General features: G+C 62.6%; 20 protein-coding genes. All 20 read left to right on the top strand.

What is annotated here, in order from left to right:
• The first annotated feature begins 16 nt into the window (after window positions 1-16).
• The 20 genes from prmC to mrdA all read left to right on the top strand — a co-directional run bounded on the left by prmC (window position 17) and on the right by mrdA (window position 24,103).
• Entirely contained in the window at window positions 17-949 is a 933-nt protein-coding gene (gene prmC / locus F4Y38_05100) for a peptide chain release factor N(5)-glutamine methyltransferase (protein ID MXY48664.1), read from the top strand.
• 29 nt (window positions 950-978) lie between these two features.
• Window positions 979-1,797, top strand: a complete 819-nt coding sequence (proC, locus tag F4Y38_05095; protein ID MXY48663.1) for a pyrroline-5-carboxylate reductase — start codon at window positions 979-981, stop codon at window positions 1,795-1,797.
• A gap of 432 nt (window positions 1,798-2,229) precedes the next feature.
• Window positions 2,230-2,670 (top strand): division/cell wall cluster transcriptional repressor MraZ, encoded by a 441-nt coding sequence (gene mraZ, locus F4Y38_05090; protein ID MXY48662.1) that lies wholly within the window; start codon window positions 2,230-2,232, stop codon window positions 2,668-2,670.
• Window positions 2,671-2,726: 56 nt separating this feature from the next.
• Window positions 2,727-3,689 (top strand): 16S rRNA (cytosine(1402)-N(4))-methyltransferase RsmH, encoded by a 963-nt coding sequence (gene rsmH, locus F4Y38_05085; GenBank protein ID MXY48661.1) that lies wholly within the window; start codon window positions 2,727-2,729, stop codon window positions 3,687-3,689.
• Between the two features lie 35 nt (window positions 3,690-3,724).
• Window positions 3,725-4,147, top strand: coding sequence for a hypothetical protein (locus F4Y38_05080; GenBank protein MXY48660.1), 423 nt, complete (start codon window positions 3,725-3,727; stop codon window positions 4,145-4,147).
• 12 nt (window positions 4,148-4,159) lie between these two features.
• Window positions 4,160-6,238 (top strand): transpeptidase family protein, encoded by a 2,079-nt coding sequence (locus F4Y38_05075; GenBank protein MXY48659.1) that lies wholly within the window; start codon window positions 4,160-4,162, stop codon window positions 6,236-6,238.
• A complete protein-coding gene (locus tag F4Y38_05070; protein ID MXY48658.1) occupies window positions 6,195-7,787 on the top strand; it encodes a UDP-N-acetylmuramoyl-L-alanyl-D-glutamate--2,6-diaminopimelate ligase in 1,593 nt (530 codons plus the stop codon). Before F4Y38_05075 ends, F4Y38_05070 begins: the two co-directional genes overlap by 44 nt.
• On the top strand, window positions 7,780-9,228 hold the full coding sequence (locus F4Y38_05065) for a UDP-N-acetylmuramoyl-tripeptide--D-alanyl-D-alanine ligase (GenBank protein ID MXY48657.1): 1,449 nt from the start codon (window positions 7,780-7,782) through the stop codon (window positions 9,226-9,228). The genes F4Y38_05070 and F4Y38_05065 overlap by 8 nt, the downstream gene beginning before the upstream one ends.
• A 4-nt stretch (window positions 9,229-9,232) precedes the next feature.
• On the top strand, window positions 9,233-10,375 hold the full coding sequence (gene ftsW / locus F4Y38_05060) for a putative lipid II flippase FtsW (protein ID MXY48656.1): 1,143 nt from the start codon (window positions 9,233-9,235) through the stop codon (window positions 10,373-10,375).
• The gene (locus F4Y38_05055; GenBank protein ID MXY48655.1) at window positions 10,368-11,822 is read left to right on the top strand and encodes a UDP-N-acetylmuramate--L-alanine ligase; all 1,455 of its coding nucleotides are present in this window, start codon (window positions 10,368-10,370) and stop codon (window positions 11,820-11,822) included. The genes ftsW and F4Y38_05055 overlap by 8 nt, the downstream gene beginning before the upstream one ends.
• Window positions 11,809-12,735, top strand: coding sequence for a UDP-N-acetylmuramate dehydrogenase (murB, locus tag F4Y38_05050; GenBank protein ID MXY48654.1), 927 nt, complete (start codon window positions 11,809-11,811; stop codon window positions 12,733-12,735). The genes F4Y38_05055 and murB overlap by 14 nt, the downstream gene beginning before the upstream one ends.
• Window positions 12,732-13,574, top strand: a complete 843-nt coding sequence (locus tag F4Y38_05045) for an FtsQ-type POTRA domain-containing protein (protein MXY48653.1) — start codon at window positions 12,732-12,734, stop codon at window positions 13,572-13,574. Before murB ends, F4Y38_05045 begins: the two co-directional genes overlap by 4 nt.
• An 18-nt stretch (window positions 13,575-13,592) precedes the next feature.
• A complete protein-coding gene (gene ftsA / locus F4Y38_05040) occupies window positions 13,593-14,813 on the top strand; it encodes a cell division protein FtsA (GenBank protein ID MXY48652.1) in 1,221 nt (406 codons plus the stop codon).
• 77 nt (window positions 14,814-14,890) lie between these two features.
• The gene (gene ftsZ / locus F4Y38_05035) at window positions 14,891-16,063 is read left to right on the top strand and encodes a cell division protein FtsZ (GenBank protein MXY48651.1); all 1,173 of its coding nucleotides are present in this window, start codon (window positions 14,891-14,893) and stop codon (window positions 16,061-16,063) included.
• A gap of 238 nt (window positions 16,064-16,301) precedes the next feature.
• Window positions 16,302-18,971, top strand: a complete 2,670-nt coding sequence (locus tag F4Y38_05030; protein ID MXY48650.1) for a valine--tRNA ligase — start codon at window positions 16,302-16,304, stop codon at window positions 18,969-18,971.
• Window positions 18,968-19,855 carry a PHP domain-containing protein gene (locus F4Y38_05025; protein ID MXY48649.1) on the top strand — a complete coding sequence of 296 codons (888 nt, stop codon included), beginning with the start codon at window positions 18,968-18,970 and terminating at the stop codon, window positions 19,853-19,855. The genes F4Y38_05030 and F4Y38_05025 overlap by 4 nt, the downstream gene beginning before the upstream one ends.
• A gap of 60 nt (window positions 19,856-19,915) precedes the next feature.
• Window positions 19,916-20,950 (top strand): rod shape-determining protein, encoded by a 1,035-nt coding sequence (locus F4Y38_05020; GenBank protein ID MXY48648.1) that lies wholly within the window; start codon window positions 19,916-19,918, stop codon window positions 20,948-20,950.
• A 1-nt stretch (window position 20,951) separates the two neighbouring features.
• A complete protein-coding gene (gene mreC / locus F4Y38_05015; protein ID MXY48647.1) occupies window positions 20,952-21,767 on the top strand; it encodes a rod shape-determining protein MreC in 816 nt (271 codons plus the stop codon).
• 40 nt (window positions 21,768-21,807) lie between these two features.
• Window positions 21,808-22,308, top strand: coding sequence for a rod shape-determining protein MreD (mreD, locus tag F4Y38_05010; protein ID MXY48646.1), 501 nt, complete (start codon window positions 21,808-21,810; stop codon window positions 22,306-22,308).
• Complete coding sequence (mrdA, locus tag F4Y38_05005) at window positions 22,283-24,103, top strand: penicillin-binding protein 2 (protein ID MXY48645.1); 1,821 nt, start codon at window positions 22,283-22,285, stop codon at window positions 24,101-24,103. Before mreD ends, mrdA begins: the two co-directional genes overlap by 26 nt.

The following is a 24,103-nucleotide window of genomic DNA, read 5'->3' as shown; positions in this document are numbered from 1 at the left end:
CCACCGGATGTGAACCATGAACGAATTCGAATGTCCCACCGCGACGACCGTGCTCCAGGCGGTTGACTGGGCGGCCCGGAAGCTGGACGGCCGGCCGGGTCACGTCAGCCCGGCGGGTCACGTCAGCCGTGTCGAATCGGAACTGCTGCTCGGCGAGGTATGCGCGTCGAGCCGACTCGAGCTGTACCTGGATCACGACCGGCGGCTCGACCCACTGGAAACTTCGCGGTTATCGGCGCTGGTCGGCCGGAGAATGCGCGGCGAGCCGGTCCAGTATCTTACGGGTCGTACGGAATTCTACGGTCGCGGGTTCGAGGTTTCGCCCGCCGTGCTGATCCCCCGGCCCGAGACCGAACGGCTCGTCGACCACGTGCGTCCCTGCCTGGATGGGGTGCACCGCGCGCGGACCGGGAGTCCGGCCGTGCGATTCGCGGACATCGGCACGGGCTCGGGCGTCCTGGCGGTCACGCTCGCCCTGGAATGCCCGTTCGCACAGGGATACGCTACGGATGTTTCTGCGGGGGCCCTTGAGGTCGCGCGCAGGAATGCCGGCAATCTCCTGGGGGACCGTCACGGCCGGATCACCTTTATGCAGGGTTCGCTGCTCGCGCCTTTCGATGCGCACGGGCCGCACGCCCTGGACCTGATCGTGGCCAACCCGCCCTACGTCGCTTCCCGGGAAATGGACGGCCTGCCGGAGGAGGTTCGCGCGTACGAACCCCGGCTGGCGCTTCACGGCGGCGAAGGCGGACTGGATTACCATCGCGAACTCATCGAGCAGGCCCCGGGGTACCTGAACGCGGGCGGGATGATCGCCCTTGAGATCGGCGCGGGGCAGTCCGCCGCGGTGGCCCGCATGATGGCGGAACGCCGCGCCTATGGAAACGTGGAGATCGTGAAGGATTACAACGGCCTGGACCGCATCGTGTCCGCCATATACGTCGGATAACCCTGGCATCACCGACCGGAAGGTGCAAAATGCTCAATAACCACCGCCTCATGATACTCGGAACAGGAAACATGGGGTCCTGCCTGCTCGGCGGCATACGCAGAGCGAATCTCGTTCCCCCGGACCAGATCGTGATTACCGGTCTGCGGTCCGACTATCTGAAGGACCTGGCGGATCAGTGGGAAGTACGGTGGACCACCGACAACCGGGAAGCGGTGCGCGAAGCGGATATCGTCATGATCTGCCTCAAGCCGCAGGCCATCGAGCGCGTGGCGGACCAGGTGCGCGACCTTCTGCGTCTCGACCAGCTGCTGATCACGATCGCCGCGGGGGTGACGACTGCCGGGATCACCGAAATGATACGCACGGAGAATCCCGTCGTGCGCGTGATGCCGAACATCGCCTCGCTGGTGGACGAAGGGGCCGCCGCCATTTCACCGGGCAGGTACGCCGGCGAAGAACACAAGCAGATGGCCGCCCGGATCTTCCAGGCCGTGGGACGGGTCGTGTTCGTGAACGAACATCTGCTGGACGCCGTAACCGGACTCAGCGGCAGCGGTCCCGCCTACATATATATGGTCATCGAAGCGCTGTCCGACGGCGGCGTGAAAATGGGCCTGCCCAGGGACGTCGCCCTGGACCTCGCCGCCCAGACCGTACTCGGCGCCGCGCGGCTGATCCAGGAGACCGGCAAGCATCCCGCGGTGCTGCGCGACCAGGTCCTGACGCCGGGCGGCACCACCATCGCGGCGGTCCACGACCTGGAAATCCGCGGCTTGCGCAGCATGTTGATCAGCGCGGTCGAAACCGCCACCCAGCGGTCGAGGGAACTCCGGGACGGCAAGTAGCCCACCTGCCGTACGACGCACCGATTCAGTAAGCCCCTCCGGTTTTTCATTTTTTTTTCGACGTAAAAGTTTGCGTAACCCGCGCAACGGCCGGGAAATCCGCGTCGCTACGGTCTTTCCGCGTTTACGGCGCCATATAGTGTCATCTCGCAGGCATCCCGTGACATATGGTGTCAACGTTTGATGTGTATCAACGTATATATAGTCTTTTGAGCACTTGGAGTTACGAAGTTTTCCTTATCCAAAGGTAAAGAAAATCGATGTAAGTCCAATTTTTATTTTGACAATATGGGGGGCACAATGTAGTATAGTGGGTAAAAGTGGGACAAAGTGGGTCACCGAACATCCTAACTGCCAAACACTTGTATAGTATTCTTCAACGATCACCTCACGTTAGGGTGTTTACTCCTTTGTATTTCAAGGAGATGACGGATGGTCAACTTCCTGGGATCATACACGCACACCGTGGATCACAAAGGACGAGTGAATGTCCCGGTGAAGTTCCGTAAGCACATCCGGACCGACGAGGACGACACGCTGATCATCACGCGGGGACTCGACGGATGCCTTTTCGTATATCCGATCGACGAGTGGGAACAGATCGACACCCGATTGCGCGAACTGCCCGTCACGAGGCAGAACACGCGGATCTTCATCAGGATGCTTTCGTCGGAGGCCGTGGCGGTTTCCATGGACAAGCAGGGGCGCATCGCGCTTCCCCGGCAACTGATCGAACGCGCCGGCATCGAATCCGAAGTGCTGATCGTCGGTACGCTCGACCACTTTGAAGTCTGGAGTCCCAAGGAATACAAGAAAGTGATGGACGAATCGGGACACACTTACGAAGAAATCGCGGAATCCCTGTTCGTCTGATCAATTCCACCCATGGGCAAATACAGCAGCGGAATAAACGCAGCAGCGGAATAAACATGGGTCTGGCAGATTCATACATCCATGTTCCCGTTCTTGCCGGGGAAATAGCCGATATGATCGTCTGGAACAGTTCGGGCACCTACGTGGACGGAACCATAGGAGGAGGCGGACACGCCCGCGCAATCATGGACAGGCTTGATGACTCCGGTCGGCTGATCGGGCTGGACAAGGACCTTGAAGCGGTCCGCGTGTCCAGTGCCAGGCTTGCGGGCGGCGGAACCCCTCGCGTGGATATCATGCATCGTGACTTTACAGAACTGGCGTCCGTGCTGGAAGCGGAACGCATCCCGCGGGTGGACGGACTGTTTCTGGACCTGGGCGTGTCATCGTACCAGATCGATACGCCCGGCCGCGGTTTCTCCTTCCAGTCTGACGGTCCGCTCGATATGCGCATGGACCGGGGCGGGGCGCTGACGGCAGCCGATATCGTCAACGGGGGTTCCCGGGACGATATCGAACGGATCCTCGGGGAGTACGGCGAGGAACGGCAGGCCCGCAGCGTCGCGAACGCGATTGTCAGGAACCGCGCGAAGTCACCGCTGACCTCCACCACCGGGCTGGCCGATACGATCAGGTCGGCGGTCCGCCGCAGATGGGCGGTCAAGTCCTGCGCCCGGGTGTTCCAGGCACTGCGAATCGCCGTGAACCAGGAGCTGGACAGATTGAGAACGGCATTGGACAACCTGCTGCCGCTGTTGAGCGGCCAGGGTCGTTTCGGAGTCATATCCTATCATTCGTTAGAAGACCGCATAGTCAAGCGTACGTTCGAAACCTGGGCTTCGGATTGCATTTGCCCGCCGGGCCTTCCGCAATGCGTGTGCCGGCACGAGCGCGTCGCCGTGCTGCACACCAGGCGGGCCGTCGTGGCCTTACGGGAAGAGGTCGCGACGAACCCGCGGGCCCGAAGCGCCAGGTTTCGTATGATTGAGCGCTTGCCCGACGATCACGCCGCACGCTGAAATCCGCACCACCTATTACGACCGGAGAGGCCGACATGAAATCCGCTTTCAGATTCTGCAGCGACCATCCGTACATGGGACAGTTGTTCAGCTGGATCGGTATGATCGCGCTCGTCACGTCGTTGAGCATGTTCTACATCTGGCACCAGGTGGAAACCAGGACACTGAAGCAGGAGATCCTTCAACTGGAGCACCGGAAGGAGGCGATGGAAAAGAAAAGCGCCTACCTGCACGTGCGGATCGTTCGGCTCGCGGAACAGCTCCGGAACGAAACCGTGGCCATGCATCGTTTCGAACTGGAACACGCGGCGGTCGGACAGGTCGTGGTCATGGACGCGGTGGACACGGCCGTGGCATTGGCCGGCACCGAGCCCGATGTAAGGGCGATTGCTGGAAAACCGGCGGAAGACGCATTGATCCTCGCCTCGTTCCGAACGGCTCGAGTGGATTCCCGATGAGGAACACCCGATATGGTCGCGAAATCCTGTCTGCGCAGACTGACCCTCCTCTTCGCGGTCGGTATGTTGCTGTGTGCAGGTCTTGGATATCGAATCGCCCTGATACAGATTCGCGACGGCGAGACCTACAGGCAGCGAGCGCGTGACCAGCAGCACAGAGTCGTCACCATCGATCCCCGCCGGGGCCGTATCTACGATCGAAACGGGAACACGCTGGCGCTGAGCGTCGAGTTCGACTCCTTCGGCATCCAGGATCTCGACTGGGACCGGTTCAGTAGCGCCGACGTCGGCAACCTGGCCGTACAACTCTCCCAGATCACCGGCGAAGATCCCCGGCATATCGTGGACCGGATTTCCGGATCCACCGACTTCCGGTACCTGGTACGGTGGGTGAATCCGGAGACCAGCGAACGGATCAGGGGGCTGTCCACATACCCCCGTTTCGAACCCTATATCCGCACGGAAAAGGAAGCGAGGCGGGTCTATCCTTACCGGACCGCCGCAGGCCAGGTGCTGGGATTCAGCGTCGATGGTGCCGGACAGGCCGGATTCGAAATGGAACACAACCGGCTGCTGTCCGGTAAAGAAGGTTACAGCGTAGTCCAGATCGATGCCCAGCGGCGGGCCTACACGTGGCTGGATGACTACCGGAAGTCGGCGGAGAATGGCGCGGATGTCGTCCTGACGATCGATATAGCAGCCCAGGTCGCCGCGGAAAAGGTGCTTGAAGAGGCGATTGCATGGCACGAGGCGCTTGGCGGCATGGTCATCATGATGGATCCGGGGAACGGCGACATACTGGCCATGGCCAGTTCACCGGATTTCGACCCCAACACGCCAGGCCGATTCCCATTCGAAGCCCAGAAGATCAGGCCCGTCGTAGACTCCTACGAACCCGGTTCGACGTTCAAGATCGTCGCCGCGACCGCGGCCCTGGAGACCGGCGCATTCTCGCTCGAAGACCGAATCGATACGAGCGGAGGGCGGATCCAATTAGGAACCCAGACGATTTCGGACCACGACGTTTTCAATGAGTTGTCCGTGCGGGAGGTCTTCGAGCATTCCAGTAACGTCGGTACCGTGAAAATCGCCCTGGAGCTCGGCGAGAAGACTTTTTATGAATACACCCGGTCATTCGGTTTCGGCATGAAGACGGGCGTCGCACTGCCGGGCGAGGTCAATGGGATCCTGCACAAACCGGCCAGGTGGTCCAGGTCGACGCTGCCCACCATGTCCATCGGCTATGGGGTTTCCGTAACCGGGGTGCAACTGGCGGCCGCCTATTGCGCGGTGGCCAACGGGGGGCAACTCCTGCAACCACGGATCATCAGATCCATCACGCGAAACGACGGTACGGTCGTGCCCGTTCCGAAATCCGTCGTTCGCAGAGTGATGAAGCCGCAGACCGCCGAAATCCTGTTGGACGTATTTACCGGGGTGGTGGACCGTGGCACGGGGACGATGGCCGCGGTTCCCGGATTCAAGGTCGCCGGGAAGACCGGCACGGCCTGGAAGGCGCGTGAGGACGGCAGGGGATACACCCGGAACTACCGGTCGTCTTTCGTCGGCATGTTTCCCGCATCGGATCCGGAAATCGTCGTACTGGTCATGATCGACGAACCGAAGAAGCGCGGTTTCTACGGTGGATCGGTAGCCGCGCCCGTCTTCAATAAGATCGTTCGCCGTCTCGTCCATATGCCGGACGGCCCGGTGGAGTCGATACCCGAATCCGACGACGGCCTTCCGCTGCACCTGGCCTCCATCGAACCGAATACCGCTTCGGACCGTGAATCCGAAGTATCCGACTGGTCCCACCCGGGCGTCAGAGGACGGATGCCCCGGGACCTGCTGCCGCTCGACGACCGCTGGGAAATCGAGCGTCCCGGTGCCCTCACAGGGCCGGAGCGGGCCCGGGTCGCGTTGCCGTCCGTGATCGGCATGAGCGTACGAGAAGCCGTCAAAACCCTGGCTGAAATCGGCATCGAAGCAACCATAATCGGCACGGGCTACGTCCGTCGCCAGATTCCGGCACCGGGCCGCGGGGTCTATTCCGGTGAACGATGCATCATCGAATGCGGCCCATACAACTAGCCGTCCCATCACTCGCCCCGAGCGTACGACGGCACTGAGGGTCAAGGCGTTGATACAGCTTTCCAGATTACTGGACGCACTGCCTCGTAAAGAGGTGATCGGCCAGCCGGACCGAGCCGACGGTACCGGCCAGGCCGACCGGGAGTTCGGCGGGATCGTCCATGATTCGAGGTCCGTTAAGCCCGGCGACGTCTTCGTCGCGCTACGCGAGCCGTCGGGCCGCGACGGCCACCGGTACGTCCGCGACGCGGTGGCACGGGGTGCCTCGGTGGTGGTTCAGGAAAACGACGAACGCCTCGATGACGCGACCACGGTAATCGTTCCGGACACCTCCAGGGCATACGGTCTGATGGCGGCCGCGTATTACGGCCGGCCGGCGGACGACCTTTGCCTGGTCGGCGTCACGGGGACCAACGGCAAGACGACGGTGTCGCTGCTGGTCGAGGCCATCCTCCGGGAGTGCGGCCGGTCGGTGGGCGGAATCGGCACGCTGGGCAGCCGGTACTTGGGCGAGGTGCTCGACTGGAAGCTGAGTCACACCACGCCCTACCCGATGGAACTCCACCGCACCTTGAGGAAAATCCGGGACCGGGGTGGCGAATGCGTCGTCATGGAAGTTTCTTCCCACAGCCTGGCCTGGCAGCGACTGTTCGGTCTGCGGTTCACCACGGGTGTCTATACCAATCTGTCCCGGGAACACCTGGACGACCACAAGACCTTCGACGCATACAGGGAAGCCAAGACGCTGCTTTTCTCCGAACTGCTCGACGAGGAGGGCACCGCCGTCCTCAACTTGGATGATCCGGCCTTCGTGCATTTCAGGAACGCCTCGCGCGCGCGCGTCATTTCCTATGGATTGGACAAGAGAGCGGACGTCCACAGGGCGGGTCCGATCGGCTACCACGCGGACCGGACCACCCTTGCGGTGCAGGTTCGTTCCGATCCGCCGTTCAATGTGACGCTGCCGCTCATGGGCCGGTTCAACGCGTACAATGCCCTGGCGGCGATTTCCGTGGGGCTGGAGTTCGGCATCGACGGCGCGCTGATGAACCGGGCCGTATCCGGGATCAGGGTACCCGGCCGGCTGGAGCGCGTCGACGCCGGACAGCCGTTCAACGTGCTCGTGGATTTCGCCCATACGCCCGATGCGCTCGGCGCCGTGCTCTCGGCCTGCCGGGAATGGACGCGGGGAAACCTGACCGTCGTGTTCGGCTGCGGCGGGGACCGGGACCCGGGCAAGCGGCCCCTCATGGGCCGGGCGGCGTCCACGCACGCCGACGTCGTCATCGTGACGACCGACAATCCCAGAACGGAACCGCCCGACCGGATCATACGGGATATCGAGCCGGGTCTCCTGCCCAACGTCCGCTCCCATATCGTACAGGACCGTGGCGAAGCGATTCACAAGGCCCTGCGCGAAGCCGGCGAAGGCGACACCGTTTTGATCGCCGGAAGGGGAGACACGGTCTACCAGGTCGTGGGCGATACGCAGATCGAGTTCGACGACCGGATCAAGGCCCGGGAATGTCTCGAGGCGCACTATGGATAATCACAACGGAACGGATGAGCCCACCCTGGCGGAAATCGCCGGAATCATGGGTGGCAGTCTGCACGTTCCGTCCCAGGCGCATCGTAGCAGCCGGATCACGGGCGTCTGTTCGGATACCCGGCGAATCGAGGAGGGCAACCTTTTCGTCGCGATTGCCGGCGAGAGATTCGACGGTCACGACTTCGTACCCGAGGCCATGCGCGCGGGTGCGTGCGCCTCCCTCGTCACGGACGACTGGCACGCACGCCGGCCGGACCGGGCGGACCAGGCGGACCAGGCGGACCAGGAAGCCCCGGACGCCGCGCGGATCGTCGTGCCCGAAGTACTTCCGGCGCTGCAGGCGTTCGCGGGCTGGCACCGGAGGCGTTTCGACCTGCCCGTGGTCGCGGTTACGGGCTCCAGCGGAAAGACCACAACGAAGAACATGATCGCCTCCGTGCTGGGCGAACGCTACCGGGTCTTCAAGACCCCCGGGAACCTGAACAGCCAGTTGGGCGTCTCCGAAGCCCTGTTTTCCCTGCGGGGAGACCACGGTGCCGCGGTACTCGAACTGGGCATGAACCATGCGGGCGAACTGGACCGGCTGTCCCGGATGACCCGTCCGTCCATCGGCGTGATTACCAACGTGGGGCCCGCGCATATCGAGTTCTTCGAGTCCATCGAAGGCATCGCCCGGGCCAAGGGCGAGATCCTCGACCACCTGCCGAAAGGCGGCAGCGCGGTGTTGAACGCCGACGACCCCCTCGTCATGAAGCAGTCCGGGCGCAGCCTGGCGCGGGTGGTCACCTTCGGCCGCAGCGCGGGGGCCGACGTCAGGCTGGTGCGCGCCAGGACCGAACTGTCCGGATCGGCCTTTACGTTGTCGGACGGGGCTTCCTTTCGAATAAACCTGATGGGAGCGCACCAGGTCATGAACGCCGCGGCCGCCGTGGCGGTGGGCAGGCTCTCGGGAATCGACGACCAGGGCATCGCCCGTGCGCTGCGTAGCGTCGAGCCCACACCCATGCGCATGGAGTACAGGAAGGCGGGTGCCGTTCACCTGATAAACGACGCGTACAACGCCAATCCGTCGTCCATGAAGGCGGCCCTGGACGCGCTGGCAACGGCCGGAGGACGTAAACTGGTCGTCCTCGGAGACATGCTGGAACTGGGCGACCTGGGCAGGGCGGCGCACCGGGATATCGGTAAGCGCGCCGCGGAGGTGGCGGAGCGGATCATCACGGTGGGAGAACTGGCCCGCGAAATTGCCGCCGCCGCGGTGGACGAAGGCCTCCCGGCGTCTCGCGTCGTGTCCTGCGGCTGCAACGACGAGGCCGCCGCCGCGGTACTGGCGGAAGTCGAAGACGGCGACGTGGTACTCGTCAAGGGATCGCGCGGCATGCGAATGGAATCCGTCGTGGAATACCTGGAGAAGTCGCTCGGTCAGGGCGAAATGGAGTAAATCCGTGTTGCATCAACGTATAGATCTTCCACTGCTGGTCTCGTCGCTGCTCCTGCTCTGCGTGGGGTCGGTCATGGTTTACAGCGCGAGTTCAGCCGTTGCCGCGGAGATGTTCTCCGGGGACAGCGGGTTCTTCCTGAAACGTTACCTGGTGCGGTTGATCCTCGGAATCGTCATCCTGATCCTTTTCGCCAGCCTGAATTACCAGAAACTGCAGAAGTGGTCCCCGATCCTGATCGTCATCGGCATGGGGTTTCTGGCCCTCGTGTTCGTTCCCGGCATCGGGATGACCATCCGTGGAGCGACGCGCACAGTGAACCTGTTCTCCATGACGATTCAGCCCGCGGAGGGGGTCAAGATCGCCCTGGTGATCTTCCTGGCCTACTGGCTGGCCAGGCGCCAGCACGTCATGGAACGGTTTTTCACCGGCTTTCTGCCCGTGCTGGCGGTGATCGCGACCACCTGCCTGATGATCGGCCTGCAGCCGGACTACGGCACCGCGATCGTACTGGCCGCGACCGCGTTCGCGGTGCTTTACGTCGGCCGGGCCCGGTTGCTGCATCTGGCAGGCGCCGTGGGGATCATGATCCCGGCCCTCGTCTACAAACTGTACTCGTCCGCGCACAGCCGGGGCCGGCTCATGACCTACTTCGAACGGTTTTTCGGCAATTCCGCCGATCAGGCCCACAATTTACAGGGGGCGGACTATCAGTTGCAACAGGCACTGATCGGCCTGGGCACGGGAGGCATGTTCGGGAACGGACTGGGGCAGAGCCGGCAGAAGTTCCTTTTTCTACCCGATCCCCATACGGATTTCGTGTTCGCGGTGATCGGTGAGGAGCTCGGGTTCCTGGGGTCGGTGGCGGTACTGGGCCTCTTTGTCGTCTTCGCCTGGCGAGGGGTCCGCATCGCTCGCATGGCGCCGGACGCCTTCGGGTTTTTCCTGGCATCGGGGCTGACCCTGCTCATCACGCTGCACGTGCTGGTGAACATCGGGGTGGTGACGGGCTTGCTGCCCACCACGGGCCTGCCGCTGCCCTTTTTGAGCTACGGAGGGTCCTGGCTGCTCTTCTGCATGATGAGTATCGGGATCCTGCTGAACATATCCAGAATGACCTATCGCCGTCAGAGACTGCAGTATGACTGATCGGACCGAAGGTACCGGCCGGATCGAAGGGACCGGCCGGCATGGACCAGAGATGACTTGCCGCCACGCGCATTTCATCGGGATAGGCGGAATCGGCATGAGCGCACTGGCTGAACTGATGCTCGGATATGGATACACAGTCAGCGGATCGGACCTTCGGGGAACGCCGTTGACCGACCGGCTACACGGTCTCGGAGCGTCCGTCTTCCAGGGCCACGACCCGGCCAACGCGGAGGGCGCGGACCTGATCGTGTACTCCTCCGCCATCCCCGGGGACAATCCCGAACTCGCGGCGGCCCGCCGGCTGGGCCGTCGTACCGTCACCCGCGCCGAACTGCTCGGCATGCTGACGCGCGGGACGCAGGGCATCGCCGTGGCGGGTACCCACGGAAAGACCTCCACGTCGGCCATGATCGTCAAGGTACTGGCCGCCGCGGGTCTGGACCCGACGGCCGTCATCGGCGGGGTCATGACGGAAAACGGATCCAACGTTCGACGGGGGAACGGTTCCTGGATGGTCGTGGAAGCCGATGAATACGATCGTTCGTTCCATGCGCTGACGCCTGCGGCGGCCGTGATCACTTCGGTGGACGCCGACCACATGGAATACTACGGTTCGCAGGAAGCCATCGATGAAGCATTCACCGTCTTCGCCCATCTCGTGCCCGAGGACCAGCCCCTGATCGTGTGCGCGGATGACCCGGGCATCGGCAGGATCCAGTCCGGCCTGCGCCGCCGCCTGGTGACCTACGGGCTTTCGCCGAAAGCCTGCATCCGGGCGGAACAGGTGGAATCGAAGGGCTGGAGCGTTTCCGCCGAGGTGTACGTGCGGGACGTTCCGGCCGGCCGGCTGGTGTTACCGCAGCCAGGCGAGTGCAACCTGTCCAACGCCCTGGCCGCCATCGCCGTGGCCGACGATCTCGAACTGCCCGTCGAGCGGACCATGGCGGCCCTTGCGGAATACCGGGGGTTGAAAAGGCGATTCGAAGTGCTGGGCAGGATCCGCGGCGTTACGGTGGTGGACGACTACGCCCACCATCCCGTCGAAATCGAGGCCGCGCTGCGCGCCGTGTCGAACGCGGGCGCCCGGCGCATGTTCGTGGTGTTCCAGCCGCACCTTTACAGCCGGACGCGGAATCTGCGCCGCGAATTCGGACGCGTCCTCGGGCGGTTTCCCGCATACCGGAAGATCGTTACGGACGTATTCCCGGCCAGGGAAACGCCCCGGGACGGGGTGACGGGTGAGATGATCGTCCAGGACTCGAGCGCATTCGGCGGAAACGTCGCGTATATCCCCGACAAGGACCGGGTAGCGGCCGCGCTGGCGGACGAACTCGAGCATGGAGACCTGGTGCTGACCCTCGGCGCGGGGGACGTCGGCGAGGTGGGAAGCCAGGTTTGCGAACTGCTGCGGAAAAGCGGAGTCCGGTCTCATGGGAATATCTGAAATCTTCAGCGGGTTGGTGCCTTCAGGGCGGCTCCGGCTGAACGAGGGCCTCGACCGGCATACCACCTACCGGGTAGGGGGACCGGCCGACGTGATGTGTTTGCCAGAAACCCGGTCGGAGCTGCTCGAAATCGTCACCGCGGCCAGAGTGCGCGAGGTCCCCTGGCTCGTGCTGGGGAACGGGAGCAACATCCTCTTCTCGGATGACGGTTTCAGGGGGCTGGTCATCAAGATACGGGGATCGACCCCGGCGGAGGGTACGCTGTGGCATCTGAAGCAGGAAGGCGAATATCTCCGGGCCGGCGCCGGTGTCAGCCTGCCCCGGCTCGCCTGGTCGGCGGCGGCCACGGGCCTGGCCGGACTGGAGTTCTGCACCGGGATCCCCGGCGTGGTAGGCGGGTCCATCCGTGGCAACGCGGGCGCCCACGGGAGCGATCTGGGCGGCGTGCTGGAGTCGATTGAACTGATCCTGCCTTCCGGTGACTTCGAGACGATCCCGGCTGGCAAAGCGGGGTTTTCCTACCGGGAGAGCGGTATCGATCCGGGCGGCATCGTGACCGGGGCCGTGTTCAGGCTGACGCCGGACGAACCGGAAAACGTGTATGAACGCATACGGGATTTCACCGAATACCGGAAGCGCACGCAGCCGTCCGCGGACCAGAGCGCCGGATGCATGTTCAAGAACCCCGAGGGCGGCAAGGCGGGGAGACTGATCGACGCGGCCGGTTGCAAGGGCCTGCAGGTCGGGGGAGCGAAGGTGTCCGACCTCCACGGAAATTTCGTAATCAACCAGGGCGGGGCGACGGCTTCGGACGCGTTGCGGCTGATCGACATGGTTCGCGAACGAGTCTTCGAACGGACCGGCGTAGCCCTTGAACTCGAGGTGCACGTGATGAAATCGGGGGTCGTATGAAGCTGCACAGGACGCATCCCGCGGTCAGGCTGATGCCTGGGCTCGCGGCCGGCTTGCTCGTCTCGGTCGCGGCGGCCGGACTGGCCATGGGCAGCCTGGCGCTGTCCGAGTGGACGAAGACCTCGACGGCGTTCAATCTGGACAACATCGACGTCTCGGGGAACCGCATCGTCGGCAAAGAAGATATCATCACGATTTCCGGTCTCGAGCGGGGGCGGAACATCTGGTCGGCCGACCTCTCGGAGACCGAAAGGCGCCTTATGCTGGACCGGAGGTTCAAACAGGTCTCGGTCACCAGGAGACTGCCCGGTAGCGTCGTGGTCCTTGTGGAGGAACTGCAACCGATCGCTTTCGTGCAGCTGGACCGGCTTTACGGCGTCTCGGAACACGGCGAGTTGATCTTCCTGACGCCCGGCAACGGGCTGCCGGATCTTCCCGTGATCACCGTCGACGCTTCAAGCTACCGGCAGGCGCAGGGTGCCGCGGAGTCGGAGGACCGCAGTTTCGAAACGCTGAGAGACGCCATGCTGGCCAATCCGGAGATGGCTCGCGCACTCTACCTGATGCGGGTGCTCAGGACGATGTCTCCAGGGATGTATGACGAGTTGTCCGAGATACACGTGTCCAGTTCCGATGACCCGATCGCCTACATGGTCGAAGGCGGTCTGGCCATACTGTTCGGGACGGGCCACTATCCGAGGAAGATCGAGATGTTGAGAAGGACGGTGGAACGGCTGGAAGCCGATGCCATCCGTACCCGCCAGATCGACCTGCGGTTCAAGGACCAGGTTATCGTCCGGCCGATCGTATCCAACCGGTCCGGAGGCGGGAGATCGTAGTGGCAAAAGGAGTTGAACATGGCTCGTGAACGAATCGCCGCGCTCGATCTGGGTACCACCAGAACGGTCGTGCTGATCGGCGAGATTGCAGACGACGGACTGCGGATCCTGGGCAGGGGCACGAGCAGGTCCCGGGGCCTCAGACGAGGTGTCGTGGTCAACATGGACGAGGCCGCCCGTTCGATAGAGGAGGCGCTCCGGGCCGCGGAACGAGAGGCGGGCGCCAGGGTAAACGCGGTAATCGTCGGGATTTCCGGCGAGCACATCGAAAGCGTCAACAGCAGCGGCGCCGTGGCCATCGCGTCGGACGTCGGCCGGGGCGTGACGCGGGAGGACGTATTTCGCGCCCGCGAAGCGGCGACGGCACTGAAAATACCCTCGGACCGCCAGGTCATCCACGTGCTCACCCAGGACCACATCGTGGACGACCAGTGCAGGATCCCCGACCCGTGCGGCATGTCGGGCGTCCGGCTCGAAGTGCTCGTGCACATCGTAACGGGCGCGGTCACCCCGTTGCGGAATGTAAGCAACTGCATCGTGCAATCCGGAATGCAGGTCAGGGAACTCGTCCTGGATACGATCGCCGCGGGCGAGTCGGCACTCACGTCCGACGAGAAGGAACTGGGCGTCGTGCTGCTCGACCTGGGCGGAGGCACGACGAAGGTCGCGCTGTTCCACGAGGGGAGCATTCGGCATTCGGCGGTCATACCGGCCGGCGGCAACAACCTCACGAACGACATCGCCATCGGACTCCGCACGCCCCATGAGGACGCCGAACGGATCAAGTGCGGCTACGCCAGTGCGGTCTATGTCCGGCCGGCCAGGGACGACATGATCGAAGTGCCCGGGGTCGGCGGCCGCGAGCCGCGGGAGGTGACGCGGGAGGAACTGGCCTTCGTGGTCGGACCGCGGATCAAGGAGCTTCTGTTCCTCGCGCGGGAGGAGATCCGAAGCAGCGGTTTCGAACACCTGGTGGGCACCGGAGTCGTCATCACGGGCGGCGGTGCGCTGATTCCGGGCATCGCGAAACAGGCGGAACAGGTCTTCGGCATGTCCGCGAAAATCGGCGCGCCGGAAGAGGTTCCCGGACTGGAAAACGACGAATACGCACCGACGTGCGCCACAGGTGTCGGCTTGTTGCGCTACGCCACGAACAACCTTTCGGAAAAGGAGTGGCACGATGGTACGGAAGGAGGATTGCTGGACCGTGTGATAAGCCGGATCGCGGCCCTGATGTAGCAACCGGCATGCACATTCGTACAGATTCATGCAAAACCGGCAGATTGCTGCCTCAAACCCACAGAAGGAGGCTGTAAATGTCTACTTTCGACTTCGATGCGGAACCGGGACTGTTCGCTCGCATGAAGATCATCGGCGTGGGCGGCGCCGGAAAGAACGCCGTCAACCACATGGTTGAAATCGGTGTCCCGGGCGTCGATTTCCTGGTCGCCAACACGGACGCGCAGGACCTGGCGGGTTCCAATGTCAAGTACAAGATACAACTGGGACACGAGATCACCCGCGGTCTCGGCGCCGGCGCGAATCCGGACGTAGGGCGCAAGGCCGCGGAGGAAAGCCGGGACGTAATCGCGGAACACCTGACCGATATCGATATGGTTTTCATCACCGCGGGCATGGGGGGCGGCACGGGTACCGGCGCCGCGCCGGTGATCGCGCAGATCGCCAAGGAACTGGACGTCCTGGCTGTCGGCGTCGTGACCAAGCCCTTTGCCTTCGAGGGACCCAAGCGGGCGGCGAACGCCGAAACCGGGCTCGCTGCGTTGAAAGAGCATGTGGATACGGTCGTCATCATCCCCAACCAGAAGCTGAAGGAAGCCGTGAGCCGCAACACTTCATTCAAAGACGCGCTCAAGGTGGCCGACGAGGTCCTGCTGCAGGCCACGCGCGGCATTTCGGACCTGGTCACCCTGCCCGGGCTGATCAACGTTGATTTCGCCGATATCAGGACGACCATGGAGAATAAGGGCGAGGCCCTCATGGGCACCGGCGAGTCCGAGGGAGACATGCGCGCGCTGGAAGCGGCGGAACGGGCCATGAAGCACCCGCTGCTGGCGGACATGGACATCGACGGGGCCAGGGACATTCTGCTGAATATCTCGGGCGGCCAGGATATGACCCTGTTCGAAGTGGAAGAAGTGATGACCACGGTTCAGGCGGCCGCGGGTCACACCAACATCATCATGGGTACGGTCCTCGACGAGAGCCTTGAGGGCAAAATCCGGGTGACGTTGATCGCCACGGGACTGGACCAGGCGATGTCTTCGCCGGACGAAATGCTGACCCGGAACATCCTGAAGTTCCAGCCGGACCGTCCTGAAGAGATCGAGACCCCGGCTTTTCAACGGGTCAAGCGCAACGGGTTCGAGACGGAGGAAGTGGCCGTTGGCGACCCGTCCGACGACGCCATCGACAACAATGGACTGGACGTGCCGACCTACATGCGCCGCCGCAGGGCTTTCGGTTCGTAGCATCCCGGATCATCCTACGTCCGAACGGGTGATTCAGGCACAGGCCAAACCGGTCAAATTCGATTGACAGGTCCACGGCTGGACGGTATTTTGAGGCTGGCGTTTTTGCGGTGCTGGTTTCAAGATACCATCCCGTCGGAGGGCGTAGTCTTTCCTGTCCGGTATCCGGTCTGATTACGGCCATTCCTTATCCTGTTCTATTCTGCAACTTCCGATACGACAGGGAGATACATCCGATATGGCCGAGGGATTACCCCCTCAGTACGACCCCGGAACCGTTGAACGGAAGTGGTACGCTTTCTGGGAAGAGCACCAGTTCTTCCACGCCGATCCGGCTTCCGGCAAGCCTCCCTATTCCATCGTCATACCCCCACCCAACATCACCGGCATACTCCACCTCGGCCACGTGTTGAACAACACGATCCAGGACGTGCTCATCCGGTTCAAGCGCATGCAGGGTTTCGAAACCCTCTGGATGCCCGGAACGGACCACGCCGGTATTGCCACGCACGTGGTCGTGGAACGGATGCTGGCGGAACGGGGCATCGACCGGGAGGAAATCGGCCGCGAGCGATTCGTGAAGGAAGTGTGGCAATGGCGAGAGCAGTATGGCGGCACGATCGTCCGCCAGTTGAAGGAACTGGGTTGCTCCTGTGACTGGAAGCGCGAGCGTTTCACCATGGATGAGGGGCTTTCAAGGGCGGTTCTCACGGTATTCATCGCGCTTTTCGAGAAGAAGATGATCTACCGGGGCAATCGCATCATCCACTGGTGTCCCCGTTGCAATACCGCCCTGTCCAACGAGGAGTCCGTTCCCCGGGACGAGCAGGGATCTTTGTGGCGGATCCGGTATCCCCTGGCAGACGGCCCGGGCGGGATCAGCATCGCCACGACGAGACCGGAGACCATGCTCGGCGACGTGGCGGTTGCCGTCCACCCGGAGGACGAGCGGCACGCGCACCTGGTGGGCAAACGGGTCAGCCTGCCGCTGACGGACCGGTCCATCCCGATCATCGCGGACGCGGAACTGGTCGACCGGGCATTCGGCACGGGCGCCGTCAAGGTGACGCCGGCCCACGATTTCAACGATTTCATCCTCGGCAACAAACACGATTTGCCCCAGATCGTGATCATGGACGAGGATGGCACGATGAACGAAGCCGCCGGTCCCGCCTACCGGGGAATGGACCGGTTCGAGTGCCGTCGCAGGATCGTGAAGGACCTCGAAGACCTCGGCCTTCTCGAAGGGATCGAAGGTCACGTCCATGCCGTCCGCCACTGCCAGCGTTGCGACTCGGTCCTCGAACCCCGGCTTTCCCGCCAGTGGTTCCTGAAGACGCGGCCGCTCGCCCGCCGTCTCCTGCGCGCCCTGGAAGAAGACCGGATACCGGGCATTACTCCGGAACACTGGGAGAAGACCTACCGCCACTGGCTGGAAAACATCGAGGACTGGTGCCTTTCCCGCCAGTTGTGGTGGGGTCACCGCATTCCGGTATGGTACTGCGCGTCGTGCGGAAGCGCGCACGCGGGCATCGAAGCGCCCGCGCAATGCGGCCGTTGCGGCCACGGCGTGCTGCACCAGGACGAAGACGTGCTCGACACCTGGTTTTCTTCGGCCCTGTGGCCCTTTTCGACCATGGGCTGGCCGGAACACACGGCGGAGCTTCGGACCTTCTATCCCACCTCCACGCTGGTGACCGGCCACGATATCCTGTTCTTCTGGGTCGTTCGCATGATGATGATGGGCTACGAATTCATGGACGACCGTCCCTTCGACGACGTCTATCTCACGAGCCTGGTGCGAGACATCAAGGGACGGAAACTGAGCAAATCGCTGGGCAATTCGCCCGATCCCCTGGAAGTCATGGATACCTACGGCGCCGACGCGCTGAGGTACGCCATGATGCTGATCGCGCCGCACGGACAGGACTTGCTTTATTCCAACGAACAGGTAGAAGTGGGGCGCAATTTCGCGAACAAAATGTGGAATGCCGCACGGCTGGTACTCATGCACCAGAAGCCGCCGGAATCCGGCCACTCGGCTTCCGAGAACCTCTGGGACCGCTGGATCTTTTCCCGCCTGGACCGTACCGTTGAACAGGCGACGCGGTCCCTGGAGCAATATGCCTTCCACGAGACGGCGCTGCTGCTGTACGACTTCTTCTGGCACGACTTATGCGATTGGTATCTCGAAGCGATCAAGCAACGGCTCTACGACGAGACGGACGTGGCGTCAGCGGATCACGCGCGACGAACGGCCCTGCTCGTGCTCGAACAGACGCTCCGCCTGTTTCACCCGTTCATGCCGTTTATCACCGAGGAAATCTGGCAGCACCTGAGACCCTACCTGGATGACCGGGACGCGGAACCGGCCGGCATCGTCGTCGCGCCCTGGCCGGAATCGTGTCCGGACCGGATTCGGGCGGATGCCGAAGAGGACATACATTACGTCCAGGAACTGATCGGGGCCATCCGGGGCGTCCGCGCCGACTTCAGAGTCCATCCTACCCGGGAAATGGCGGTGCACTGCCGGGTCGCGGACCCCGGCCTGATCGAAGTACTCTCCGGTCAGGCGCAGGCCGTCCAGTCGCTTGCCCGATGCGCGCTGTCGTTCGTCGACGGTGACGAGGCCCGGCCCGCCGGTTGCGCGTCCGGCGTGTTGCGGGACATGGAATTCTACATCCCGCTCAGCGGACTGATCGACCTGGAAATCGAAACGGATCGCCTTTCCCGGGAGCGGACGCGGGTCGAGCAGGAATTGGAAAAGGTCCGCAAGCGCCTGTCGAACGGCCAGTTCGTGCAAAAAGCGCCGGCGGATGTCGTCGAGAAGGAAAAGGACAAGCAGAACAACTACGAGGACATGATCGGCCGGCTGAATCGGAATCTCGAAATGATTTGTGCAGGATGAGCGTCGAGTGCTATATTGATTTGCACGCCCACAGCGACTGTTCCGACGGCGTCGATACCCCGGAGGAACTCGTGTCGAAAGCCCGCGCGGCGGGCCTGTGCGCACTGGCGATTACGGACCACGACGCGGTAGACGGCGTGGAGCGGGCCAGGCACGAATCGGCCCGGCGCGAATCGGCCCGGTGCGAATCGGCCAGGCACGAATCGGCCCGGCACGAATCGGCCAGGGACCTGGAGATCGTACCCGGTGTCGAGCTCAGTGCGCGGGATGGCGATTCCGATGTGCATATCCTGGGTTACTTCTTCGACCCCGGCAACCGGTCGTTGCTTTCGTACCTGGAAACCTTCAGGTCGCAGCGGCTGCACCGGGCGAAGGGCATCGTTCGGAAGCTGAACGACCTGGGCGTGCCGCTTGATCTGGAATCGGTCATCGCCCATGCGAAGGACGGAAAGACCAGTGTCGGCAGGCCGCATATCGCCCGCGCGCTGGTGGAAAGCAACCAGGCCATTTCGATACAGGACGCCTTTACACGGTACCTGGGCAACCACGCCCCCGCGTACCTGCCCAAGGTCTTTTTCGCCGTCGAGGATGCGATTCGGGTGATCCACGAAGCCGGCGGCGCGGCCGTGCTTGCCCATCCGGGATCCCTTCGAAGGGACGAATTGATCCCCGGTTTCGTAAAGTCGGGCCTGGATGGCCTGGAGGTCATCCATCCGGACCACTCCGGGACGGCCCGGCGCTACTACGGGCAGCTGGCTGCGAAGCACGGACTGGTGGCAACCGGCGGTTCGGACTATCATGGACCCCGGGCGGACCGTTGCGGCCTTGGCGGCATGAAGGTACCTCTGCATCATCTGACTGAATTGAAACGGATATTGGCTTGATATAAAGCCGGTTGCCTTAGCGTACGTTCGATGTTTCTGCAGGAATCAAGGAGACGAAAAATGCGTTTTACCCTGCCGGACTTCTTTTCCAATGATATCGGCATCGATCTGGGTACGGCAAATACGCTCGTTTACGTGCGCGGCAGAGGCATCGTCATCAACGAACCTTCCGTCGTGGCGGTGAATACCAAGACCGGTAAAGTCGTTGCCGTCGGCGCCGAGGCCAAGGTCATGCTCGGCAGGGAACCTCCCGATCTCAAGGCGCACCGGCCGTTGCGCGACGGCGTGATCGCCGACTTCGAGTATACGGAAGCCATGATACGGTACTTCATCCGCAAGGTGCTCAAGAATTCGTTCTTCATACGGCCGCGCGTCGTGGCGTGTATCCCCTCGGGGGTGACCGACGTCGAGATGAGGGCGGTCCGGGATTCGGCGGAGCGGGCCGGCGCCAAGGAAGTGATGCTGATCTCCGAACCCATGGCGGCCGCCATCGGCTGTTCACTGCCCGTGGAAGAACCGGTGGGGAGCATGATCATCGACATCGGCGGCGGGACCTCGGAGATCGCCGTGATCTCACTCGGCGGCATCGTGACGGCAAAGTCGGTACGAATCGGCGGCGATGAGATGGATGAAGCCATCATCAACCACATGAAGAACGACTGCAACCTTCAAATCGGCTTCAACATGGCCGAACAGATCAAGTGGAAACTCGGTTCGGCTTATCCCGTGTTCGACCGGGAACTGGAAATGACGGTAAAGGGGCTCGACCTGATCGACCGGATTCCCCGTTCGGTCGTGGTCGATTCCCTGGCGATCCGCAGGGTACTGTCGCAACCGCTCGACGGCGTGATCATGGCGGTGAGGCAAACCCTGGAATTGACGCCGGCGGAACTCGCGGCCGATATCATCGATCGCGGGATCATCATCAGCGGCGGCGGGTCCCGGCTGCCTGGCCTGGACAGGCAAATCACGAAGGAGACGAAGCTGCCGGTAAGGCTCGACGACGAGCCCATGACCTCGGTAGTCCGGGGAGCGGGGAAGATCATTGAGAACTTCGCCGCTTTCGAGACGATGCTGAGCGTCCTGAAAGACTAGCATGTTCCGGTTCTTCTACATTCTCTACCACCATCGCCAGTACACCGCTTTCGTCCTCGCCATGATCATATCGATCCTGCTGCTGACGGCGGCTCCGCAGCGGCAGGTGGGTATCACGCGTACCGTCTGGCTGATGGTACTGACTCCGTTCCAGGAAGCGTTCGCCTTTATCCCATCCTATTTCAATCTCAAATCCGAGAACCAGCTTCTGCGACAGAAACTCGTGCAGTGGCGGTTGCAGGCGGCCGACCTCGAGGAACTCAGTTACGAAAACCAGCGGCTTCGCGGGCTGCTCAGCCTGAAGGAGAAGAACAGATACACCTATGTTCCCGCCGAAGTCATCGGCTGGAACACGGACCAGAGACTGAACACCATCGTCATCGATGTGGGCCGTTCCGAGCAGATACGGAAGTACATGGCCGTTGTCATGGAAGACGGTGTCCTCGGTAGAATCATCGAAGTCGGCCTGACTTCGTCCTACGTACAACTGCTGACCGACAGGAACTGCCGTATCAGCGGCCTGGTCCAGCGAAGCCGGGAACAGGGGCTCATTCGGTATGTAAATGACGCGTTATACATGGAGTTGCCCTTTCTGGCCGATGTCCGAATCGGCGACCGCGTGGTGACGTCCGGCCTGGGGGGGACCTTCCCGTCCGGTCTGCCTGTGGGCAGCATCGGCCAGATCGCGCTGGACAGCCGGAAACTGTTCAAGCAGGTTTCAATTACGCCCGCGGTGGAACTGAATCGCCTGGAGGAGGTGTTCGTGATCGCGGGTGAAGAAACGCCTGCCGCGGAAGATTCTCTACTGACCCAGTGACTTCGGCAATTCCAGGCCGGTTACATGACCCGGTTTTTCCATGCGTCTAAAGCACGCTATCCTACTGTTCCTGGCGTTTGTTGTCGACAGCACCTGGGGACACGAGATCGCCATTCGGGGCATCCGGCCCGATTTCGTATTGATGATGTTGATCTACGGCGCGATGGGATCGGGAGCCTTCGCGGGGACCATCCTGGGCTTCAGCGTCGGGCTGCTGGAGGATTTCAACGGTTCGCCCGAGCATCTGGGACTCAACGCCTTGTGCAATACGCTGGTAGCGTACGGGGTGGGCATAGCCGGAAACACGCTCTACCGGGACAGCCTCTCCACCCTGCTGCTCACGCTGCTGGCCGCCAGCTTCGTCCATTCCGCCATGTACTGGCTGGTGTTTACCCGGTTCCAACTGGTCGAATCGGTTTTTTTGCTGGGAACGGTTTCGCTGCCCACGATGCTCTACACGATCTCCGTGGCGCTTTTATTGATCATCGGATTGACCTTTCGACAGGGACAGATCGATGTCCGTTGGCTTTTCCCAGAATGACAGCCCCACCCACAGGGACCAGTTGTACCTGTTCATCGGCATCGTGACCGCGCTCTTTCTCGTGCTGGCCGTTCGCCTGTTTTATTTCCAGGTCATTTCGGGCGAGGAGTACCGGGCGCACTCGGAACGGAACCGGATACGGCCGGTCGTGATCGAAGCGTTGCGTGGACTGATCATGGACCGCAACGGAGTCGTCCTGGCGGAAAACCGGCCATCCTACACCATCGCCGCCGTCCCTTTCGAGACTTCCGACGAGACCGTGGACTACCTGGGAGAACTCACCGGGCGGGAAGCCCGGGCCATCCGAATGCGTTTACGCAATCCGTCGGCGAACAAGTTCAATCCCCTGCCGGTCCAGCGGAACGTTTCCTATGAAATCGCGTGCCGGGTCGAAGAGCATCTTCCGGACCTGCCCGGCGTACTCGTTCAGATAACCCCCGGCCGGACGTACGGCACGGGCAAGCTGGCAAGCCACGTGCTCGGTTACGTGTCCGAAATCAACCAACAGGAACTCGAGGATCTGAGTGAAGCGGGATACCGATCCGGCGACATCATCGGGAAAATGGGGGTGGAAAAGGCCTTCGAGCATCACCTCCGCGGCCAGAACGGCCTGGAGTTCATGGAAGTGAACGCACGCGGCCAGGAACTCGGACCGTTACCCGGCATGCCGGCCCTGCTGCCGGAATCGGGTAACAACGTATATCTGACGCTGGACACCCGGATTCAGGCCGTCGCCGAAGAGGCGATTCCCGACAGCCTGGCTGGCGCGCTGGTGGTGGTGGATCCCATGACGGGCGCGGTCATCGCGATCGTCAGCAGGCCCGGATTCGACCCGAACCTGTTTACGGAGCGGATTCCCCAGGAGGTGTGGGATTCGCTGGCCAACCATCCCCTGAAGCCCCTGTTGGACCGGACCCGGGACGGACAGTATCCACCGGCTTCCACGATGAAGATCGTAACGGCCTCCGCCGCGCTGGAGGAGAACCTGGTCACGCCGTCCACGCTTTTCCGTTCCTGCAATCGTGGTTACCGGTTCGGAAACCGCTGGGCCGGGTGCTGGACCAGCGGACACGGTTCCATGGCGTTCATGGACGCCATGACCCATTCCTGTGACGTCTACTTCTACCAGGTGGGACACCTGATGGGCCTGGAACGCTGGAGCCTGTACGCCCGGGGCTTTGGCCTGGGGACCCCGACCGGTTTCGACGCGGGCGACGAGCAGGGCGGCCTGGTTCCGGACACGGACTACTACGATCCGGCGGAAAACCGCGTGTGGACGCCCGGCAAGATCCTGAACCTGGCGATCGGCCAGGGTGAACTGCTCGTCACGCCGCTGCAGATGGCGATGTTGACCGCCGCGGTGGCCAACGGCGGTGTGCTTTACCGGCCCTACATACTCGACCGGGCGGAGTCGGCACGTGGAGAAACGGTGGAAACCGGCGAGCCGAGCATCAGGGACGCGCTGCCCGTTTCCCCGGAAACGCTGCGCCTGATCCGGGAATCCCTGATTAACGTGGTCAATGAAGGGACCGCGCGGTCGGCGCGGCTGCCCTACGCGCAACTGGCGGGAAAGACGGGCACGGCCGAAAACCCGCACGGCGAGAGTCATTCCTGGTTTGTCGCGTATGCTCCGGCCGAATCACCGCGTATCGCCGTCGCGGCGATCATGGAAAACGCGCCTTCGGGCGCGGCCGTGCCGGTCGTACGGCAGGTTGTCGACGCCTGGCTCTCCCTCGAACCGATACCTGTCGCCGGCCTGGTCGACGCCGGATTCACGGTAGATGCTGCGCCTTAG

The organism is Gemmatimonadota bacterium (assembly GCA_009838645.1).
In the GTDB taxonomy this organism is placed as follows: domain Bacteria; phylum JAAXHH01; class JAAXHH01; order JAAXHH01; family JAAXHH01; genus JAAXHH01.
Note: the sequence above shows the minus strand (reverse complement) of the source record. Positions and strands in the feature narration are given on the sequence as shown.

Excerpts from the sequence above, each read along its gene's own strand:
- rsmH (MXY48661.1), top strand. The coding sequence starts at position 2,727 with ATGGGTCTGGCAGATTCATACATCCATGTTCCCGTTCTTGCCGGGGAA.
- ftsA (MXY48652.1), top strand. The coding sequence starts at position 13,593 with ATGGCTCGTGAACGAATCGCCGCGCTCGATCTGGGTACCACCAGAACG.
- F4Y38_05075 (MXY48659.1), top strand. The coding sequence starts at position 4,160 with ATGGTCGCGAAATCCTGTCTGCGCAGACTGACCCTCCTCTTCGCGGTC.
- mreC (MXY48647.1), top strand. The coding sequence starts at position 20,952 with ATGTTCCGGTTCTTCTACATTCTCTACCACCATCGCCAGTACACCGCT.
- prmC (MXY48664.1), top strand. The coding sequence starts at position 17 with ATGAACGAATTCGAATGTCCCACCGCGACGACCGTGCTCCAGGCGGTT.
- F4Y38_05020 (MXY48648.1), top strand. The coding sequence starts at position 19,916 with ATGCGTTTTACCCTGCCGGACTTCTTTTCCAATGATATCGGCATCGAT.
- proC (MXY48663.1), top strand. The coding sequence starts at position 979 with ATGCTCAATAACCACCGCCTCATGATACTCGGAACAGGAAACATGGGG.
- F4Y38_05080 (MXY48660.1), top strand. The coding sequence starts at position 3,725 with ATGAAATCCGCTTTCAGATTCTGCAGCGACCATCCGTACATGGGACAG.
- F4Y38_05025 (MXY48649.1), top strand. The coding sequence starts at position 18,968 with ATGAGCGTCGAGTGCTATATTGATTTGCACGCCCACAGCGACTGTTCC.
- F4Y38_05030 (MXY48650.1), top strand. The coding sequence starts at position 16,302 with ATGGCCGAGGGATTACCCCCTCAGTACGACCCCGGAACCGTTGAACGG.
- mrdA (MXY48645.1), top strand. The coding sequence starts at position 22,283 with ATGTCCGTTGGCTTTTCCCAGAATGACAGCCCCACCCACAGGGACCAG.
- ftsZ (MXY48651.1), top strand. The coding sequence starts at position 14,891 with ATGTCTACTTTCGACTTCGATGCGGAACCGGGACTGTTCGCTCGCATG.
- F4Y38_05065 (MXY48657.1), top strand. The coding sequence starts at position 7,780 with ATGGATAATCACAACGGAACGGATGAGCCCACCCTGGCGGAAATCGCC.
- mraZ (MXY48662.1), top strand. The coding sequence starts at position 2,230 with ATGGTCAACTTCCTGGGATCATACACGCACACCGTGGATCACAAAGGA.
- murB (MXY48654.1), top strand. The coding sequence starts at position 11,809 with ATGGGAATATCTGAAATCTTCAGCGGGTTGGTGCCTTCAGGGCGGCTC.
- F4Y38_05045 (MXY48653.1), top strand. The coding sequence starts at position 12,732 with ATGAAGCTGCACAGGACGCATCCCGCGGTCAGGCTGATGCCTGGGCTC.
- mreD (MXY48646.1), top strand. The coding sequence starts at position 21,808 with ATGCGTCTAAAGCACGCTATCCTACTGTTCCTGGCGTTTGTTGTCGAC.
- F4Y38_05055 (MXY48655.1), top strand. The coding sequence starts at position 10,368 with ATGACTGATCGGACCGAAGGTACCGGCCGGATCGAAGGGACCGGCCGG.